General features: G+C 66.6%; 16 protein-coding genes. 9 read left to right on the plus strand and 7 right to left on the minus strand.

All coding sequences use genetic code 11. The features are described from left to right. Nucleotides 1-9 precede the first annotated feature (9 nt). The 4 genes from pssA to BHS09_RS07245 all read left to right on the plus strand — a co-directional run bounded on the left by pssA (nt 10) and on the right by BHS09_RS07245 (nt 4,346). The gene (gene pssA, locus BHS09_RS07230) at nt 10-876 is read left to right on the plus strand and encodes a CDP-diacylglycerol--serine O-phosphatidyltransferase (RefSeq protein ID WP_140788481.1); all 867 of its coding nucleotides are present in this window, start codon (nt 10-12) and stop codon (nt 874-876) included. 111 nt (nt 877-987) lie between these two features. Beyond that, a complete protein-coding gene (locus tag BHS09_RS07235) occupies nt 988-2,253 on the plus strand; it encodes a CinA family nicotinamide mononucleotide deamidase-related protein (protein ID WP_140788482.1) in 1,266 nt (421 codons plus the stop codon). Beyond that, entirely contained in the window at nt 2,250-3,779 is a 1,530-nt protein-coding gene (locus tag BHS09_RS07240) for a hypothetical protein (protein WP_140788484.1), read from the plus strand. Before BHS09_RS07235 ends, BHS09_RS07240 begins: the two co-directional genes overlap by 4 nt. A 57-nt stretch (nt 3,780-3,836) precedes the next feature. After that, nucleotides 3,837-4,346 carry a DUF1285 domain-containing protein gene (locus BHS09_RS07245; RefSeq protein ID WP_174259994.1) on the plus strand — a complete coding sequence of 170 codons (510 nt, stop codon included), beginning with the start codon at nt 3,837-3,839 and terminating at the stop codon, nt 4,344-4,346. Here the strand turns inward: BHS09_RS07245 and recA are convergent. Next, nucleotides 4,343-5,371 (minus strand): recombinase RecA, encoded by a 1,029-nt coding sequence (gene recA, locus BHS09_RS07250; RefSeq protein ID WP_140788487.1) that lies wholly within the window; start codon nt 5,369-5,371, stop codon nt 4,343-4,345. The genes BHS09_RS07245 and recA overlap by 4 nt on opposite strands. Before the next feature lie 292 nt (nt 5,372-5,663). On the opposite strand from recA, the gene BHS09_RS07255 reads away from it, so the two are divergent. Beyond that, nucleotides 5,664-7,040, plus strand: coding sequence for an NAD(P)/FAD-dependent oxidoreductase (locus BHS09_RS07255; protein ID WP_140788488.1), 1,377 nt, complete (start codon nt 5,664-5,666; stop codon nt 7,038-7,040). A 15-nt stretch (nt 7,041-7,055) separates the two neighbouring features. On the opposite strand, the gene BHS09_RS07260 is transcribed toward BHS09_RS07255, so the two are convergent. Then, nucleotides 7,056-8,699, minus strand: a complete 1,644-nt coding sequence (locus tag BHS09_RS07260) for a YifB family Mg chelatase-like AAA ATPase (RefSeq protein ID WP_140788490.1) — start codon at nt 8,697-8,699, stop codon at nt 7,056-7,058. Between the two features lie 198 nt (nt 8,700-8,897). On the opposite strand from BHS09_RS07260, the gene BHS09_RS07265 reads away from it, so the two are divergent. Beyond that, nucleotides 8,898-9,572, plus strand: a complete 675-nt coding sequence (locus BHS09_RS07265; RefSeq protein ID WP_140788492.1) for a hypothetical protein — start codon at nt 8,898-8,900, stop codon at nt 9,570-9,572. Here the strand turns inward: BHS09_RS07265 and BHS09_RS07270 are convergent. The 5 genes from BHS09_RS07270 to BHS09_RS07290 form a co-directional block, all read right to left on the minus strand. Then, nucleotides 9,473-10,096, minus strand: coding sequence for a DUF2378 family protein (locus tag BHS09_RS07270; RefSeq protein WP_140788493.1), 624 nt, complete (start codon nt 10,094-10,096; stop codon nt 9,473-9,475). The two genes, BHS09_RS07265 and BHS09_RS07270, sit on opposite strands and share 100 nt — an antisense overlap. A 78-nt stretch (nt 10,097-10,174) precedes the next feature. Beyond that, a complete protein-coding gene (locus BHS09_RS07275; RefSeq protein ID WP_140788495.1) occupies nt 10,175-10,675 on the minus strand; it encodes an ExbD/TolR family protein in 501 nt (166 codons plus the stop codon). Next, nucleotides 10,675-11,091 (minus strand): ExbD/TolR family protein, encoded by a 417-nt coding sequence (locus BHS09_RS07280; protein WP_140788496.1) that lies wholly within the window; start codon nt 11,089-11,091, stop codon nt 10,675-10,677. The genes BHS09_RS07275 and BHS09_RS07280 overlap by 1 nt, the downstream gene beginning before the upstream one ends. Before the next feature lie 125 nt (nt 11,092-11,216). Further along, nucleotides 11,217-11,900: a MotA/TolQ/ExbB proton channel family protein gene (locus BHS09_RS07285; protein WP_140788498.1), complete on the minus strand. Its 684-nt coding sequence runs from the start codon at nt 11,898-11,900 to the stop codon at nt 11,217-11,219. A gap of 71 nt (nt 11,901-11,971) precedes the next feature. Next, nucleotides 11,972-12,724 carry an energy transducer TonB gene (locus tag BHS09_RS07290; RefSeq protein WP_140788500.1) on the minus strand — a complete coding sequence of 251 codons (753 nt, stop codon included), beginning with the start codon at nt 12,722-12,724 and terminating at the stop codon, nt 11,972-11,974. Between the two features lie 234 nt (nt 12,725-12,958). Here BHS09_RS07290 and BHS09_RS07295 point away from each other — a divergent pair, with 234 nt between their 5' ends. The 3 genes from BHS09_RS07295 (at nt 12,959) to BHS09_RS07305 (ending at nt 18,573) form a co-directional block, all read left to right on the plus strand. Next, entirely contained in the window at nt 12,959-16,150 is a 3,192-nt protein-coding gene (locus BHS09_RS07295) for a TonB-dependent receptor domain-containing protein (protein ID WP_472796507.1), read from the plus strand. Between the two features lie 36 nt (nt 16,151-16,186). Then, nucleotides 16,187-16,897, plus strand: coding sequence for a hypothetical protein (locus BHS09_RS07300; RefSeq protein WP_140788504.1), 711 nt, complete (start codon nt 16,187-16,189; stop codon nt 16,895-16,897). Nucleotides 16,898-17,028: 131 nt separating this feature from the next. Beyond that, complete coding sequence (locus BHS09_RS07305; protein ID WP_140788506.1) at nt 17,029-18,573, plus strand: radical SAM protein; 1,545 nt, start codon at nt 17,029-17,031, stop codon at nt 18,571-18,573. Nucleotides 18,574-18,592 lie beyond the last annotated feature (19 nt).

Raw genomic sequence — 18,592 nt, forward strand, 5'->3', positions numbered from 1 at the left:
GTCGAGGGAATGATGAAGTTGCGGAAACTGATGTTCGTGCTGCCGAATCTCTTCACCGTCACGTCCATTTTCTGCGGCTTCTACGCCATCACCTTGTGCACGGGGGACGCCGAACCGGTGCAGCTGTACCAGGCGGCCCTGGCCATCTTCTTCGCCATGTTCTTCGACGGCTTCGATGGCCGGGTGGCCCGGTTGACGAAGACGCAGAGCGACTTCGGCGTGCAGCTCGACAGTCTGGCGGACGTCATCTCCTTCGGGGCGGCGCCCTCCCTCCTGGTGTACAAGTGGGCGCTCGAGCCCCTGGGCTTCATGGGGCTGTTCATCGCGTTCTCCTTCGCGGCCTGTGGCGCATTGCGTCTGGCGCGCTTCAACGTGCTGGCGGCGCGCAACCCGCACGGAGGCGGTGGCAGCTTCTTCGTGGGCCTGCCCATCCCCGTAGCGGCCGGAATGCTGGTCTCCGTCATCATCTCCCACCATGCGGCGACGCAGGGGGAGCCCCTGGCCGAGAGCGCCGTGGTGCCCATGGCGGTGGCGGTGGCGGGCCTGGCGCTGCTGATGGTGTCGACGGTGCGCTACCGCACCTTCAAGGACACGCGGCCCAACCGGAAGAGCGCGCTGGCCTTCATGCTCGTGGTGGTGGGCGGCACGGTGATCGCCACGCAGCTGCACCCGGCCTGGGTGCTGGTGGCGTGCTGCGGCGCCTACCTCGCGCTGGGGCTGGTGGAGTCGGCGGTGCTGGTCCGCAGCCGGCTGGTCGCTCGCAAGGTGGCGGACCCCTGCGCGGTGGCCGCGGTCGCGGTGGCCACGGTCATCGACGACGAGGAAGAAGAGGACGCGGAGTCCACCCAGGGCAACGACGGGCCCGCGTACCTCTGACCTGGAGGACGCTGTTTCCCGCTCGGCCCCCTTCCAGACCAGGGGGCGTTGCGGCTTGGGTGCGCTTCGGTCCGTGCCCAGCCGTCCGGCTGCCGCTAGGATGCGCGGCCCATGCGCGTCGAGCTGCTGTGCACCGGTGACGAGCTCGTCACCGGCCTCATTACGGACACGAACAGCACGTACCTGGAGGCCCGCCTCTTCGACCTTGGCGTCAAGGTGGAGCGCGTGGTCCTGGTGGGAGACGTGCGGCCGGACATCACCCAGGCGCTGAAGGAAGCCGCTTCGCGCGCGGACGTGGTGGTGGTGTCGGGAGGACTGGGGCCCACGGCGGACGACTTCACCCTCGAATGTGCCGCGGAGGCCGCGGGTGTGCCGCTGGAGGAGGATGCCCAGGTCCTCGACTGGCTGCACCAGCGCTACGCCGCGCGAGGTCTGTCTCCCAACCCGAGCGCCCTGCGCATGGCCCGCGTCCCCCGGGGCTCCGAACCCGTGAGGAACCCCGAGGGCTCCGCCCCGCTCGTCGTGATGAAGCTGGGTGGCGCCCAGTTGTTCTTCCTTCCAGGGGTGCCCCGTGAGTTCAAGGCGCTCCTGGAGGGCGAGGTGCTGCCGCGAATCCGCGCGACGCTGGACGCCCGCCCCGAGCGCACCTACCGGGCCTTCCGGCTGCTGCGCACGGTGGGTATCCCGGAGTCGGAGCTCGACATGGCGGTTGCCCCCATGGGACCCCGGCATCCCCGCATCGTGTTCGGCTTCCGCACCCACGCCCCCGAAAACCACCTGAAGCTGATGGCGGAGGCCTCCTCCCAGTCGGAGGCGGATGCCGCGCTCGCCGCCGTGGAGGTGGAGTGCCGCCAGATGCTGGGCACGAAGCTCTTCGGTGTGGACTCGGAAGCGTACGCCGCGGTGGTCCTCGAAACGCTTCGTCGGGCGGGCGCCACGCTGGCGGTGGCGGAGAGCTGCACCGGCGGCCTCATCGCCCAGCAGCTCACGGCCGTGCCGGGCTCCAGCGAGGTCTTCGTCGGCGGCGCGGTGGTGTATTCGGAGAAGATGAAATCCGCATGGGTGGGCGTTCCTCCCGACGTGCTCGCACGGCACACGGCTGTCTCGCGCGAGACGGCCGAAGCCATGGCGGAGGGCGTGCGCGATGCCTGCGGCACGACCTACGGCCTGTCGGTGACGGGATACGCGGGCCCTGGTGGCGGCACGCCGGAGGACCCCGTCGGCACCGTGTACTGCGCGCTGTCGGCGCCTGGCGTGCCCACCCGCTGTGAGCGCATCTCTGTCACCGGCGACCGCGACCGCGTGCGCCTGTTCGCCGCTTCCCACACGCTTGAAATGCTGCGGCAGCACCTGCTCGCCGCGCCCGCCACCCCATGAGCCGTTCCAAGTCCAAGCGCCCCCGTCCGTCCTCCTCCGAACCGGGAGCTTCCAATCCGGCCACGTCAGGAGCGGTCGCGCCCATCGCTCCGCACCAGGAGGCGGGGCTCGCAGCCGCCAGCGCGCCAGCCCCTTCCGCCGAGCCTGACGCCGCCTCGCCTTCGGTGTCACCCGAGCCCGCGTCCGCACCGGGCACCCCCGTGTCGGGAGGCCTGCCGCTGAACGTCGCGCGCGTGTGGCTGTCCGCCTACCGCGTCGAGGTGGTGCTGTTCGTGGTCGCCTTCGTGGTGCTCGCCAGCTTCAGCTCCCAGCGCTTCCTGCGCCAGAGCGCCGCGCCTCACTTCGTCTACCAGGCCCAGGCGTGGATGGAGGGACGGCTGGATGTGGACCCGCAGGTGCTGCCCAACATGGAGGACTGGGCCTGCGTCCGCATGGTGAACGGCGACAAGGTCCGTTGCACCGGACGCCCGCTCCCAACGGACCGCTGGTTCGTGAGCTTCCCGTCCTTCCCCGCGGTGGCGATGTTGCCCTTCGTCGCACTGCACGGCTACCAGTTCAACGACACTTCGTTCGGCGTCATCGTCGGTGCGCTGGCGGTGGCGCTCTTCTTCTCGCTGCTGCGCTTCCTGGCGAAGGAAGGGGAGACGGAGCGCAACCGCAATGAGAACGTGGCCCTGGCGCTCATCCTCGCCTTCGGCACCCTGTTCTTCTACTGCGCCATCCGGGGAGAGGTCTGGTTCAGCGCCGAGGTGATGGGCGTGGCGCTCACCTGTCTCTACGTGCGCAACTCCGTCCGGGCGCATCGTCCGCTGCTCGCGGGCCTGTTCTTCTCCATGGCGACGCTCACGCGGACGCCCTTGCTCTTCACGGGGCTCTTCTTCGTGCTGGAGGCGCTGTGTCCCGGGCCGGAGCCTCGCCTGGCGCAGCTCAAGGCCCTGGCGCGGAACTGGAAGCCCGCCGCGAAGAAGCTGGGCCTCTTCACGTTGGGCGCCGCGCCGCTGGCGGGGCTCGCGGCCGCGTACAACGTCTACCGCTACGGCCGGCTGAGCGAGTTCGGGCACGCGTATCTCTTCAACAACCGCGTCAACGCGGACATCGACCGCACGGGGCTCTTCAATTGGGAGTACCTGCCACGAAACCTGGAGGCGGCCTTCTTCAAGCTGCCCTCGGTGTCCTTGTCTCCGCTGAAGCTGGGATATGACCCGCACGGGCTGACGCTGCTGCTGACGCTGCCGCTGCTCGTCTTCCTGTTGGTGCCGAAGACGCGCCCGCGCCTGCATTGGCCGGTGTGGCTCACCGTGGCGGTGTGTGCGCTGCCTGGGCTCTTCTATCAGAACACCGGTTACATGCAGTTCGGCTTCCGGTTCAGCCTCGACTACACGCCCTACCTCCTCCTGCTCTTCGCATTGGGTGGTTGGTCCCTGCGGAATCGGGCGGTGCTGGCCGCGGTGGCGCTTGGCGTGCTGGTGAACTTCTGGGGGGCCGTGGCCTTCCGCGGCTACACGGAACTTGTCCGGAACTGGTAGCGCCCCACGCTTCATGAGCTTGAATCCTTCGCGCTCCACGCGCAGATGAGAGACGTCATGCAACCACCCACTGGACAGCCGCCCCCCGGCAAGCGCTGGCATACCCGTGAGGACAGCGGCATCCGCCTCGACGCCAGGATGCGCTGGTGGCACGACGACGAGCCCATCCTCCATCCCAAGATCATCGAGCTCTTCAACGCCTCGCTCGTGCTGGACGACACGGACCGCTACCAGCTCCGCATTGGCAACGACTGGTGCTTCATCCAGGTGGAAGGCGCCGCCTACGAGGTTCGGACGGTGGACGTCACCCCCGACGAGCGGGTGTCTGTGCGTCTGAGCGACCGCACCGCCGAGGCGCTGGACGTCGCCAGCCTGTATCTGGACGCGGACGGCGTGTTGTCCTGCCGAGTGAAGCAGGGGCGGGCCCAGGCGCGCCTCTCGCGCGACGCGCAGTACCAGCTCGGACAGCTCCTGGAGGAAGGGCCCGACGGCGGGCTCGTGCTGAATGTCGGTCAGCGCAAGCTCGCCGTCCCGGTCGAGTTGGACGCGTTGGCGTCCTCCGTCTAGGCCGCGACCTCCACAGGCGCGGGCGAGGAGGGCAGGGCGGAAGTCCCCGTAATCTCCTTGCCCAGCGCTTCCAGCACGTCTGGATGTTCGCGCAGCCACTCGGCGGCGCGCTCCCGGCCCTGGCCGATGCGCTCTCCGCGCAGGCTGAAGTGGCTCCCCGACTTCTCGATGAGGCCCGTGGCCACGCCGAGGTCGAGCACTTCCCCCACGCGGTGGATGCCGCTGCCGTACATGAGGTCGAACTCCGCTTCCTGGAAGGGCGGGGCGACCTTGTTCTTCACCACCTTCACTCGGGCCTTCGAGCCCACGACGGCATCACCGTCCTTGATGTTGCCCGTGCGGCGAATCTCCATCCGCACGGATGCGTAGAACTTCAGCGCATTGCCACCGGTGGTGGTTTCCGGATTGCCGAACATCACGCCAATCTTCATCCGAATCTGGTTGATGAAGATGATGCACGTGCCCGAGCGGCTCACCGCGCCTGTCAGCTTGCGCAGCGCCTGACTCATCAGCCTCGCCTGGACGCCCATGTGCGCGTCCCCCATCTCGCCCTCGATTTCGGCCCGCGGCACCAGGGCCGCCACCGAGTCGACGACGATGAGGTCCACCGCGCCGGAGCGCACCAGGTGCTCGGTGATTTCCAGCGCCTGTTCGCCGGTGTCGGGCTGCGACACGAGCAATTCCTCCACACGGACGCCCAGCTTTCGCGCGTAGGACACGTCCAGCGCGTGCTCCGCGTCGATGAAGGCCGCCACGCCTCCCGCCGCCTGCACCTGGGCAATCGCATGCAGGGTGAGCGTCGTCTTGCCCGAGGACTCGTTCCCGAAGACCTCCACCACGCGGCCCCGCGGATAGCCGCCCACGCCCAGCGCGCGGTCCACTCCCACCGAGCCGGAGGGGATGACGGCGACCTTTTGTTCGCGCGCTTCCCCGCCCAACGTCATCACCGAGCCTCGTCCGAACTGCTTCTCGATGCTCGCTACCGCCGCCGCCACCGCCTTCAGCTTCTCCGCCAGCTTGCTCATCGCGTCTGTCACTCCCTCGCCGCCCTTGCTGTGTTGGGTGCCGCATCCAGGGACGCCGTCATGGCGCCGTCAGCGCGGCGGGCAGACAGGTGAGCAACGCCTGTGCCGCCCGCTCCTCCCTGAGAGACGGGAGTTCAGGCGTCCGGGTACGTGGCTGTGTGTCCAGTAGTGTGGAGTGTGCGCACGCCATCCCGGGAGTCGCATGAGAAACAAGTATGGGAGCCCACGCTTGGCGGCATAGCGGATGGCGCTTTGCGTTGAAGATGGGCTGGGCAGGCATGACCTTCCCTGCGTGAGCCCGAAATCAAAGCGCGAAGACCTGCCCCACGTGGTCATCCTCGGCGGTGGTTTTGCCGGCCTCTACGCCGCCCGCCATCTCTACAAGGCACCCGTGCGTGTCACGATGGTGGACCGGCAGAATCATCACCTGTTCCAGCCCCTGCTCTACCAGGTGGCCACGGCGACGCTGAGTCCCAGCGAGATTGCGGCGCCGCTCCGGGCGGTGGTGGGGCCCCATCAGGTGGCGGTGGTGCTGGCGGAAGTGACGGGGGTGGATACCGCCGGCAAGCGCGTGCTGCTCTCTGACGGAGAGCTGAAGTACGACTACCTCATCATCGCCACGGGAGCCACGCACTCCTACTTCGGCAATGACGCCTGGGCTCAGTTCGCCCCCGGCCTGAAGTCCATTGAGGACGCGGTGGAGATTCGCCGGCGGATCCTGGTGGCTTTCGAGCTGGCGGAGCGGGAGACGGACCCGGAGATTCGCCGCTCGCTGCTCAACTTCGTCATCATCGGAGCCGGCCCCACGGGGGTGGAGCTCGCGGGCTCGTTGGCGGAAATCAGCCGGCATTCGCTTCCAGGCGACTTCCGGAACATCGACCCGCGGGATGCGCGCATCATCCTCATCGAGGGCGTGGACAGGGTCCTCCCCGTCTATCCGGATGACCTGTCACAGAAGGCCTGCCGCACGCTCGAGAAGCTGGGGGTGGAGGTCCGCACGGGGGCTCGGGTCACGAACATCACCGAGCAAGGGGTCTTCATCGGCAAGGAGTTCATCCCCGCGCGGACGGTGTTGTGGGCCGCGGGCGTGGCGGCGTCGCCGGTGGCACGGTCGCTGGGTGTCGAACTCGACCGAGCTGGGCGCGTCCTGGTCACGCCCGAGCTGACCGTGCCGGGCCACAACGACGTCTTCGTCGTAGGCGACCTGGCGTCGCTCAATGATGCGGAGGGCAAGCCGGTGCCAGGCCTTGCTCCCGTGGCCATGCAGGAAGGCAAGCAGGCCGCCCACAACATCCGCCGCCAGTTGCAGGGCAAGCCGATGGAGCCCTTCTCGTACTGGGACCGTGGCTCCTACGCGGTGATTGGCCGAGGCCACGCGGTGGGCATTGCCTTCCGTCGCTTCAAGCAAACGGGCTTCGTCGCCTGGCTGGCCTGGCTGCTCATCCACATCACCTTCCTCATCGGCTTCCGCAGCAGGCTGGCGGTGCTGCTCAACTGGGCCTACTCGTACCTGACGTTTGGCAAGTCGGCGCGCATCATCACCGGCCCTGCGCCTCGCCTGGACCGGCTCCAGCCCGCTCACGCGTTGCCGGAGGGTGGAGAGACACCGTCCATTCCGGAGACCCACTTCCAGACGACGGCGTCTCATGCGACGCCCGTGACGCACTGACGCGCGCGGTGGCCCTCAGCCATCCAGGTCCTCCAGCGGGCTGGCCCTGCCGGAGGGCCCGGTGTTCCGCCAGGCGGCGTCCTCGGGCGGAGGGGCAGGGCGGGCTCCGTGAAGCTTGCCTTGCATCGCCCCTCGCCGGTCCAGCATGCGGCAATTGATGGCGAGCTGCATGTCGGTCTGGTCGATGCGGTCGCGTCCCTCGAGGTCTGCCCGCGTGAGCGCCAGTTTCATGATGCGGTCATGGGCTCGCGCGGACAGGCCGAACATTCGCACCGCTTGCTGCAGCATGTGCTCGGCCCGTTCGCTCATGGCGCAGTACCGGCGCAGCAGGTGCGCGGGAAGCTGCGCGTTGCAGTGGATTCCCGGCTCATCGCGATAGCGGGCGCGTTGACGCTCGCGCGCGACCTGGGCCCGCTCGCGGTAGTAGCGGCTCGAGGGCTCTTGGACCGTCGAGCGGGCCATGTGGTGATACTCCACCGGGCGCGTCTGCAGGCTGATGTCGATGCGGTCCAACAGGGGCCCGCTCACGCGCGTCATGTAGTCGAAGACGCGCTGCTCGCCGCAAGTGCAGGAGCGGCTGGGGACGTTGTAGTAGCCGCAGGGGCAGGGGTTCATCGCGGCCACCAACATGACCCGGCAGGGATAGGTGATGTTCTGGTTGGCGCGTGCCAGGTGGATGACGCCTTCCTCCATGGGCTGGCGCAGAACCTCCAGCACGTTCTTCCGGAACTCCGGAAGCTCGTCGAGGAAGAGCACGCCATTGTGCGCCAACGAGAGTTCGCCAGGCCTCGCCGAGAGGCCGCCGCCCACCAGGCCCGCGTCGGAGAGGGTGTGGTGGGGCGCGCGGAAGGGGCGCTCGCGCATCAATGCGTGGCCTTCGCCCAGCAAACCCAGCACCGAGTAGACCTTCGTCACCTCCATGGCCTCGGTGAACGTCATCTCCGGAAGGATGCCGGGCAGGCGCCGCGCCAGCATCGTCTTCCCCGAGCCCGGTGGCCCGGACATCAAGACGTTGTGGCCTCCCGCCGCGGCGATTTCGAGGGCGAGCTTCAGGTCGGCCTGCCCACGGACATCGGACATGTCAGGTGCCTGGCCCGTGGGCGCCTGAAGACTGGGTTCACGCTGCCGCGTGTACGGCGTGATGCTGCAGGCCCCCGTCAGGTGGTCCACCGCCTCCCGCAGGGTCTTCACGGGAAAGACGCGCAGTTCTTCGACGAGCGCGGCCTCCGCGGCATTGGCCCAGGGCACCATGACGCCTTCGAAGCCGCCGTTGAGCGCCGCCACCGCCAACGGAAGCACTCCTTTGATGGGGCGGAGCGTGCCGTCCAGGGACAGCTCGCCTCCGAAGAGAAGCCGTCCCAGCGGGGCTTCATCCATCAGCTTCGCCGCCGCTAGGACGCCCAATGCAATCGGCAGCTCGAACGCCGCGCCTTCCTTCTTCAAATCCGCGGGCGCCAGATTCACGGTGATTCGCTTCTGAGGAAGCTCGAAGCCCGTGTTCTTCAGCGCGGAGATGACGCGCACTTTCGATTCCCGGACCGCGCCCTCCGCCTGCCCCACGACGTTGAAGTAGGGGAGGCCGAGCGCCATGTCGACCTCACACTCCACCACCACCACGTCGATACCCATCAACGCCCCCGACCGCACCCTCGCCAACATGACCCGTCCTCTCGCCGTTCCGCGCGGAGTCCTTCAGCAACGCACGTACCGAGAGCCACCCCAGGCGTAGACCCGCGCTCGCCAATCCGCGGCGGCGGATGCCCATCCCAGCCTCGGGAGGTTTGAGTTTCAGTGTCCTGGTATTTGTGAAGCCGGGACTAGCCATGCCCTGATGAGTCCGGTAGCGTTTCACCCACCTTGGGGGACGCGATGGGGGCAAAGGCCGCAGTGGAATCGGGGGTCGTTCGTCAGCGCCGGCAGGTTCGTATCCGCAGGGCGGACATCAAGCGGGGCCAACGGATGAAGGTGGCGTTCGGGGTGTTCCGCTTCTGCCTCTACGGCATGGTGGGGCTCAGCGCCGAAATCTTCTTCTACAACCTGGTGCGGATTGCCCAGCACGTGCCGCTGCTGGAGGCGCTCTTCCGCTTCCAATGGCGCGTGGACGACCGGTTGGGACTCAACGCCATCTGGGATACGCCCATCTCCACGGCGTATGGACAGTGCTCGTTGTGGATGTTCGTCATCTATGGCGTGGCGTGCTTCTGTTTCATCGAGCCGCTCTACCGCTGGATGCTGTACCAGCACACGGGCCTGCGAGCCGCTGTGTACGGCGTGGTCATCCTGCTCTTTGAAGGCTTCTCCGGGGTCCTGCTGGAGCGGCTCACGGGATACCGCATCTGGTACTACGCGGATGCCGGCGCCATTCTCTGGCAGATGACCTCGCTCTACATCCTGCCCATCTGGATGGTGACGGGCCTGCTGGCGGAGTTCATCTACAGGGAGCTGATGGACCCCGACCTCCTGGCGGCCTTGGAGTCTCCGCTGCCCGCCACGCCGGAAGAGACCGAGGCCTCGTTCCAGTTGATTCGGTAGACGCAGGCGTGGCCGTCGTAGCCGGACATCTCGATGACGATGTCCTGCGCACCGGCCACCCGCAGCCCCGCGTGGATGATGCCCGCGGTGAAGGCAGGGTAGGGGCCTACCTCGTTCATCCAGAGCTCGAACTGGGTGGGCCCCAGCTCACGCAGCTTGGATTCCGTGTAGTTGTTGCCAGCCCGGAAGTTCTGCGTGGCCCGCATCAGCGTCCTGCGGGGCCCCAGCACGCGAAGCAATGAGAGGACGGCGCGTCCCAGCATCGTCTCGCGGAAGCCTTCGATATAGGCCTCACCCAGCTTCCAGGTTCCCTGCTCGAGCGAGAGTTGGGGAAAGAGCTCCTCCGACGTGATGCGAAGGAACGTCATCCACGCATCGAAGGTGTAGGCTGGCCGGAGCTTCTGGTCCACATCGAGCCCTGCCTGACGCAGGCGTGCCTTGCACTCAGGCGTCAGGCGCCCGTGCAGTGCCCGCAGGAACAGGGCTTCGATGGTCTGCTCGAAAATGAGAAGCTCGTCGGCCATGAGGAGTGAACTCTAGCCGACGAGCTTCTCGATGTGAACCACGTACCCACCCGGAGCGTAGGCTCCGGAAGAGGAGTCTCAGGGCGTGGGTGCGGGGGGCGGGGTCGGCGTATCGACCGAGGTGCCCTGGATGATGGCGTTCTGCGGCAGCTCCGTGGCCATGCCCAGCACCTTCGCGCCAGCGGCCTTCGCGCCGTCCAGCGCGGTGATGAGCCGCCCGTAGTTGGTGGCGTCATCCGCCATGAAGAAGACGACCTTGTCGTCCGCCTTCTTGGCCGCCAGCATGCGCTTGAGCCGCGTCACGTAGTCGGCGGGGGCAATCTTCTCCGTGTTGATGGAGTAGCCACCGTCCTTGTCGAGCTGGACCACCAACTGCTGGTCGTTCGGGTCGGGAGGCGTCGGCTCCTGTTCGACCTCGGTGTCCGGCACGCGCACCACGATGTCCTTCTCGAGGAGCGGCGTGACGACCATGAAGATGATGAGGAGCACCAGCACCACGTCGACCAGCGGCGTGACGTTGATCTCCGAGTTCGGCTGCGCCTGGGGCTTGACCCACTGTCGTTGCTTGCGGCCGGCCATTACTTCTTCTCCTCGACGCCCAGGGAGATCTGCTTGGCCTTGGACTTGCGGGCCACGTCCAGCACCTTGCGCACGTCACCGACGCTGAGCGCGTTGTCGCCCTTGAGCAGGATCTTCTTGCCTGGATCCTTCAACATCTCCTCGGTGAGCTTCTCCTGGAGCCCCTTCTCATCCACCTGGTCATTCTCCACGAACACCTTCTTGTCCGGGGTGATGGAGAGGATGAGCGGGTCGGCTTCCTTCCCTTTTCCTTCCTTCTCGATCTCGGTGGCCTTCGGGAGCTCCACGGACTTGCCACGCTGGAGCATCGGGGTGACGACCATGAAGATGATGAGGAGCACGAGCACCACGTCGACCAGCGGCGTGACGTTGATGTCGCTCTTGACGCCCCCCTTGGGGCCTGCTGACATTCCCATGTCTTTACCTGTTTCCTGGTAAGGAGGTGCCCGCCTTCACGGTGGGCCTCCAGCTCCCCGAAGAAGAGCTGGAGACAGAGTCACCGTGAAGGGCATCGGGTCGTCCCCGGCTCGCCCGGGACGTCTCAGGCGGCGTTCGAGGAGTGCGCGCCACCACCCAGGTGGCGGGCAACCACGTCCAGGAACTCGTTGGACGACTCGGAGATGTCCACCGAGCGCGCGTCCACCCAGCCCTGCAGGAAGTTGTACGCCATCACCGCGGGGATGGCCACGAGCAGACCGAAGGCCGTGGTGATGAGCGCCTCGGCGATACCGGCGGAGATGGTGCCGAGACCGCCGGAGCCCGCCTGCGCCATCAGCTGGAAGGCGTTGACGATACCCATCGTGGTGCCGAGCAGACCGACGAACGGCGCCGTGGAGCCGACCGTGGCCAGCAGGCCCAGACCGCGCTTCATGCTCTGGACCTCACGCTGCGCCTGACGCTCCAGCGCGCGCGCCACCGACTCCACCGCCACGTCCTTGTTGTTCGGGCTGATCCGGTACGCCGTCAGTCCGGAGTTGATCACCCGGCCCAGGTGGCCCACGTCCTTGCCCAGGTTGGTGTTGGCGGCCGTGTTCAGGTCGCCTTTGGCCAGGATGGCACCCATCTTCGCGGCGAAGTTGCGGCTGTCGGACCGCGTCTTGCGGAAGACGATCATGCGCTCCGCCATCACGACCAGCGAGGCGATGGACATGATGCCCAAGGTGAAGATGATCATTCGGGCGAAGAGGCCCGTGTGCGCCCAGATTTCTGCGAGAGTGAATTGCATGGTTGGGTTGAGCGCTCCTCCTCACGAGCGCGGGGTAGTCGGCAATACGCCTCTAAACGACGCGCCCTGACTCAGCGCGGCAGCTTGAAGTTCAGGGTGAAGGTGTAGTCCACCTGCACAGGACGGCCCTGGAACGTGACCGGCTTGTAGCGCGACGATGCCAGCGCGTCCAGGACGGCCCGGTCCATGTGGGGCAGGGGCTTGATGATCCGGCAGTTCTCCACTCGACCTTCCACGGTGACGATGCACTTCACGATCATCGTTCCCTGGACGCGAGCCTCGAGCGCCTCACGAGAGTACTCGGGCTGAGGACCGGAAAGCTTCTCTGGACGCGTCATGCCCGCGCCGAACGGAAGCACGTCGGTTCCCGTCCCGCCCAACTGGCCGCCGACCACGCCGCCAATCACACCACCGACCACGCCACCGACGACGCCGCCGACCACGCCACCCTCCACGCCGCCCTCGACGACTTCTTCGCTCGCCTCTTCTTCAGCGGGAGGCTCGTCGGAGGGCTCCACTTCCTTCGGGACCTCCTTCGGAATCTCCTTCGGCTGGACGATGGCGTCCGGCTTCTTGGGCTTCTTCGGCTCCGTCTTCGGCTTGCTCGAAGAGGCAGGAGGAGGCGGAGGCGGAGGGGGCGGCGGAGGCGGTGCCATGGTCGCCTTCAGCGTGACCTCAATCTCCTTCTCCTCTTCGACGGGCGGCCGCGTCGACAGCCAGACGGCGAGGCCGAACAGCGCCACATGGAGGATAACCGAGACAGTAGCCCCGACGCCGAATCGCGACTTGGGCCCCTGACCACGGTCAAGGACTGAATCGAACATGCACTAGACTCCTCTTCACCAATGGACACCCATCGGCGACGCTCCGCCCGGATGAAAGGGCGCGCTACCATACAGAAACGCGTTCCGGGTTCAAGCAAGCATGGTCGACGGTTGTGGCGTGATCGGGCAATTGCCCCACTGGTTACCAAAAAGCAACGGTCTATTGACAACTGCTCGACCTCGGATATTTTCCCGGGTCATTTTCACTTGCAGCCCACCTTGGAGGGGTCTGGTATGCACTTGAACCGAGTGCTCCGGGAAACCGGAGTTGTTGTCGCCGCAGGTCTGCTGTACGGATCCGCGGCTTTCGCACAGTCGAGCACGATCATCGGTACGGTGATCGACGCTCAGAGTCGGCAGCCTGCCGCTGACGTCGTTGTGACCGCCACCTCGCCCAACCTTCAGGGTGAGCAGACGGTCGTCACCGACGCGCAGGGTAACTACCGCATCCCCCAGTTGCCCCCCGGCGACTATACCCTGCGGTTCGAGAAGGAGCAGTTCAAGCCGTACGCTCGTTCGGCCATCCAGCTGCGCCTCAACCGCACCATCCGTGTCAACGTGGAGCTGCTCCCCGAGGCGCTCGGTGAGGTGGTGGAGATCGTCGGCGCGCCCCCGACCATCGACGTGGGTTCCACGACGATGGGCGTGAACGTCGATCAGGAGTTCATCAAGCGCATCGCCGTTGCGCGTCCGGGTGGTAAGGGCGGCGCAACCCGCTCCTTCGAGTCCCTGGCCGAGCTCGCGCCTGGCGCCCAGAACGACAACTACGGCGTGTCCATCAACGGCTCGACCTCGCCTGAGAACGGCTACGTGGTGGACGGCCTGTCCACGAACGACCCGGCCTTCGGCGTGAACGCCAGCCCGTTGAGCATCGAGTTCGTGCAGGACGTGAACATCATCACCGGCGGTTACATGCCGGAGTTCGGCCGGTCCACCGGCGGCGTCATCAACGCGGTCACCCGGTCGGGCTCCAACGAGTTCCACGGCTCCGTGTTCGCGAACTGGACGCCGGGCACCCTCGAGGGCACCCGCAAGCAGGTTCGTGAAGAGGGCACGGTCATCACCGGCCTGAACCAGCTGCGGAACCTGGGCGACTTCGGCGCCACCCTCGGTGGTCCGATCCTCAAGGACAAGCTGTGGTTCTTCGCCGGCTTCGCGCCGTCGTTCACCCGCTACCAGCACACCCGCACGCTCAATGCGCTGCGCGTCGATGACGAAGGCAACACCATCAAGGACGAGACCGACTTCACGGTCGCGGACGCGATCCCCGGTTCCGCCAGGAACTACTACGCCGACTCGCGTACCATTCAGTACATGGGTAAGTTGACGTACCTCATCAACCAGGACCACAACGTGTCGTTCGCCCTGAACGGCACGCCGACGTCGACGGGTGGCCTTGGGAAGCTGAGCGTCAATCCCCAGTCGGGTGGTCTGCCGGGCGTGCTGGCTACCCGTCCGGGTGACTTCGGTCTCACGGAGACGAAGGCCAACACGACGTCGCTGGCTCTGAAGTACGCCGGTGCCTTCGCGGACAAGAAGGTCCTCGTTGATGCGAACCTCGGCTGGTTCCACCAGACCGCGTCCACCCTGCCGGGTGACGGCAGCAACCTGGGCGATCGCACGGGCTTGGCCGGCTACTCGCGGATGGTGTACACCACCCCGCGCGCGCTGACCCTGTTCGAAGCCCTGCCCGAAGGGCAGGAGGGTGCCTGCGGCAGCACGCCTGCAGAGCAGCTGCTCCGCTGCCCGGTGACGGGCTACGGGGTGGGCGGCCCTGGCTTCATGAGCGACCAGACGCTGGATCGCTACCAGGCCAACGCGAAGGCCACCTACCTGCTGAACGCGCTGGGTACCCACGTGTTCAAGGCAGGCGTGGACGTCGAGTTGCTGTCGTTCGACCAGGTGAAGGCGTACGGCGGCGGCGTGTTCTTCCAGGAGGGTGGGAACTACGGGGTTGCTGGCCAGGGCCCCGCCGTGCACGATGCGCGTCGCTACGGGTATCAGACCGGTCCTGACTCTGCGGTGACGCAGTTCACCCAGGTTGCCAAGACGACCAGCACCACGGTCGGTGGCTTCCTCCAGGACTCCTGGTCCATCGCGAACCGGGTGACCCTGAACCTGGGCGTCCGCTACGACGTGCAGGCGCTCTACGGCGGCAACGGCGACCTCTCTCTGCTGCTCGGCAATCAGTGGTCGCCGCGTATCGGCGCGATCGTCGACCCGTTCGCCAACGGCCGCGCGAAGGTGTTCGTGAACTTCGCTCGTTACTACGAGCAGGTCCCGCTCAACCTGATGGACCGCGCGTTCCCGGGTGAGAACCGCATCTCCGCGCGTCGCTCCCTCGCGGAGCCGGGCCAGGGCACGACGACCTCGTGCGACCCGTCCAGCTTCGAGAGCCAGCAGGCTACGTGCAACTCCGACTCGAACCTGCTTGCCATTCCGGAGAGCAGCCGCAACGTGAACCGCTTCTACACGGGCGGCACGGTTGGCGGGACGCCGGTCGACCCGGACATCAAGGCCCAGTCCTCTGACGAAATCGTGGTCGGCGCCGAGTACGAAGTGCTGGCGAACACCCGCCTGGGTGCGAGCTACACGCACAAGGACATGAACTCGGTCATCGAGGACATGAGCCGCGACGACGGCAACACGTACTTCCTCGGTAACCCCGGCAGCGGCTTCGCCGGTGAGTTCCCGACGCCGGTTCGTAACTACGACAACGTCACCGTCTACCTGAACCGTACGTTCGCCGACGGCTGGCTCGCCCAGGCCAACTACACCTGGTCGCGCCTGTACGGTAACTACCCTGGTCTGTTCCGTCCTGAGACGGGCCAGCTCGACCCGAACATCCTCTCGGACTTCGATCTCATCGAGCTCCTGGAGAACCGCACGGGTCTGCTGCCGTTCGACCGCACGCACCAGATCAAGGTCTTCGGTGCGAAGGAGTTCAACATCTCGAACGCCCTGTCGGCGAGCGTGGGTGTCTCCTATCGCGGTAGCTCTGGTACGCCGATCAACTACTGGGGTAGCCACTGGGCCTACCTCCAGGACGAGTCCTTCGTCCTCCCCCGTGGCGCTGGCGGCCGTACGCCGTGGATCAACACCATCGACTCCAACATTGGCGTGAACTACCGCGTCAGCAAGGACAGCGTGGTGTCGTTCACCCTGGACGTGTTCAACCTCTTCAACTTCCAGGGCGTGAACACGGTCGACCAGACGTATACCGTGCGCGACATCAAGCCCATCCCGGGTGGAACGCCTGCCGACCTCGAGCCGGGTAACCTGCCGGGTCGCGTGGAGTTCCAGGACCAAGCGCCGCGTGATGAGCCCTTCGGCAGTGTCGACGGCGACGTGAACAAGAACTTCAAGAACCCGCTCTCGTACCAGGCGCCCCGTCAGGTCCGCTTCGGCATCCGGTACACGTTCTAATCCCAGGCCCAGTCACGGAATCGGAACATCAGTCACATGACCAAGAACATCGTCAATACTGCGTTGGTTCTCGTGGGCGCGGGAAGCCTGCTGACGGGCTGCAGCTTCGAACAACCTGAGACCAACTGCTTCGTGCAAGAGTCTCCCAGCTGGGCGGTGAAGTACGACGTCGTGGATTCCCCCAAGGACGCGAATGGCGACGCGTGCACCACGACTGCGCCGCTCGTGGAGTTGATGGGTGTCTACAAGTACGTGAACCCGGAGACGGGGGCCGCGCAGCTCGCACTTCGTCCCGCGACTCTGGCGAGCCGCGCGATTGCTGATACGACGACCACGTCGGCGGATCAGACTTCGCTCGGTTCTCTGGACACCGAACCCAAGGACCATGGCTTCTGCCACGCGAACGACTTCGCTCCTGCGTTCGTCAACGTGGCGGCCTCGGATACTGCGGCGGCGAACACCATCCGCTACGAGTTCTCTAATGTTCGCGTGTACTCGGCGGCTGTGGCGCCGGGAACCCAGTTCACGGGCGAGGTCAAGTACACCAGCAATGGTTGCACTTCGTCCTACGTGATGCGCGCTGTGTGGCCGCCCGCACCGTGCGATACCGCCTCGACGGAGCCCGCAGAGAACTGCGGTGTGGGGTCCGGCCTGAACCCGGAATTCGCCGTGGTGTGCCAGCCGACCAGCGCGACTGGAACCACGGGCTACTGCGTGCCGGCGGGTGACATCCCGTCGTTCAAGTAGTCGAACAAGTCGTCTGCTGAACCGCGCCACCCCACCTGGGTGGCGCACCTCGGCCCCGGCGGTCTCTCCCCACATGGGAGTGGCTGACCGGGGCCGCGGTGTTTAAAAGGCTGGACCTGTACTGGAGGCACATGGAGGGCCGTTACTCACTCTTCGAGCGCGTTCGCAGCTTGCTGGCGGACGAACAGGGCACGCTGCACAAGGCGGCGCCCTACCGGGTGGCCCTCTGCTACCCCAGCCCCTACCACGTGGGCATGAGCTCGCTTGGCTACCAGGCCATCTACCGTGAAATCCACGAGCACTCCGGAGCGACGGCCGAGCGCGTCTTCCTTCCGGATGACGTGGACGCCTTCAAGCGCACCCGGACGCCGCTCTTCACCTGGGAGTCCCAGGCCCCTGTCGCTGACTTCGACATGCTGGCCTTCTCCGTGGCCTATGAGCTGGAGCTGACGGGGCTCTTCTCCATGTTGGAGCTGACGGGCATCCCGCTCCTGGCAGAGGAGCGCCAGGATGGCCGCTATCCGCTCGTGGTGGGCGGCGGGCCGTTGACGTTCTCCAACCCGGATCCGCTGGAGCCCTTCGTGGACGTGCTCGTCCAGGGCGAGGCGGAGGATTTGATCCACCTGCTGGTGGAGGCCGCGGCGACCATGGACCGCGAGGCCCTCCTGGCGCACCTGGCGCGCATCCCGGGCTTCCGCGTGCCCGGGCGGGGCGGGGCGCGATACCACGTGGCCAAGGCAACGGATTCACGGCTGCCTGCCCGGTCACAAATCGTGACACCGCACACCGAGCTGCGCTCGATGTTCCTCATCGAGCCGGAGCGGGGCTGCTCCCGGGGCTGCCATTACTGCGTCATGCGGCGCACCACGAATGGGGGCATGCGCACGGTTCCGCCGGAGCGGATCCTGTCCCTGATTCCGGAGCATGCCCGCCGGGTCGGGCTGGTGGGCGCGGCGGTGACGGACCATCCGCGCATCGTCGAATTGCTCCGGACGATTGTGGACTCCGGCCGTGAGGTGGGGGTGTCCTCCCTGCGCGCGGACCGGCTGACCCAGGAACTGGTGGATCATCTCCGGCGGGGAGGGGCCACGAACCTCACGGTGGCGGCGGACGGTCCATCACAGCGCCTGCGGGACATGGTCGACCGGAAGCACTCGGAGGAACAGATTGTCCGGGCCGCGACCTTCGCTCGTACGGCGGGGATGAAGCAGCTCAAGGTGTACAACGTCGTGGGTCTGCCGACCGAAGAGGACGCGGACATCGACGAGCTCATTCGCTTCACCAGCGAGCTGTCCCGCATCCTCCCGGTGGCATTGGGCGTGGCGCCCTTCGTGGCCAAGCGCAACACGCCCTTGGATGGCGCTCCTTTCGCGGGCATTCGCGAGGTGGAGGGGCGGCTGGAGCGCCTGCGCAAGGGGCTTCGGGGGCGCGCCGAGGTGCGCCCGACGTCCGCGCGCTGGGCCTGGGTGGAGTACATGTTGGCCCAGTGCGGTCCGGAGGCTGGGCTGGCGGCAATGGATGCCTGGAAGGCGGGAGGGAACTTCGCGGCGTGGAAGCGGGCCTTCGACGCCCGGGACTGTGAGCCGTACCTGGCCCGGCGGGTGGCGGACGGCCGGCGCAACCCCGTCCTGTGGCCCACCGTGCCGAGGACAGCGCCCCCGGCGTCCGCCGCCTGACGCGGGAGTGCACGTGGTG

Origin of the sequence: Myxococcus xanthus, from assembly GCF_006402735.1 — a bacterium.
GTDB lineage: Bacteria > Myxococcota > Myxococcia > Myxococcales > Myxococcaceae > Myxococcus > Myxococcus xanthus_A.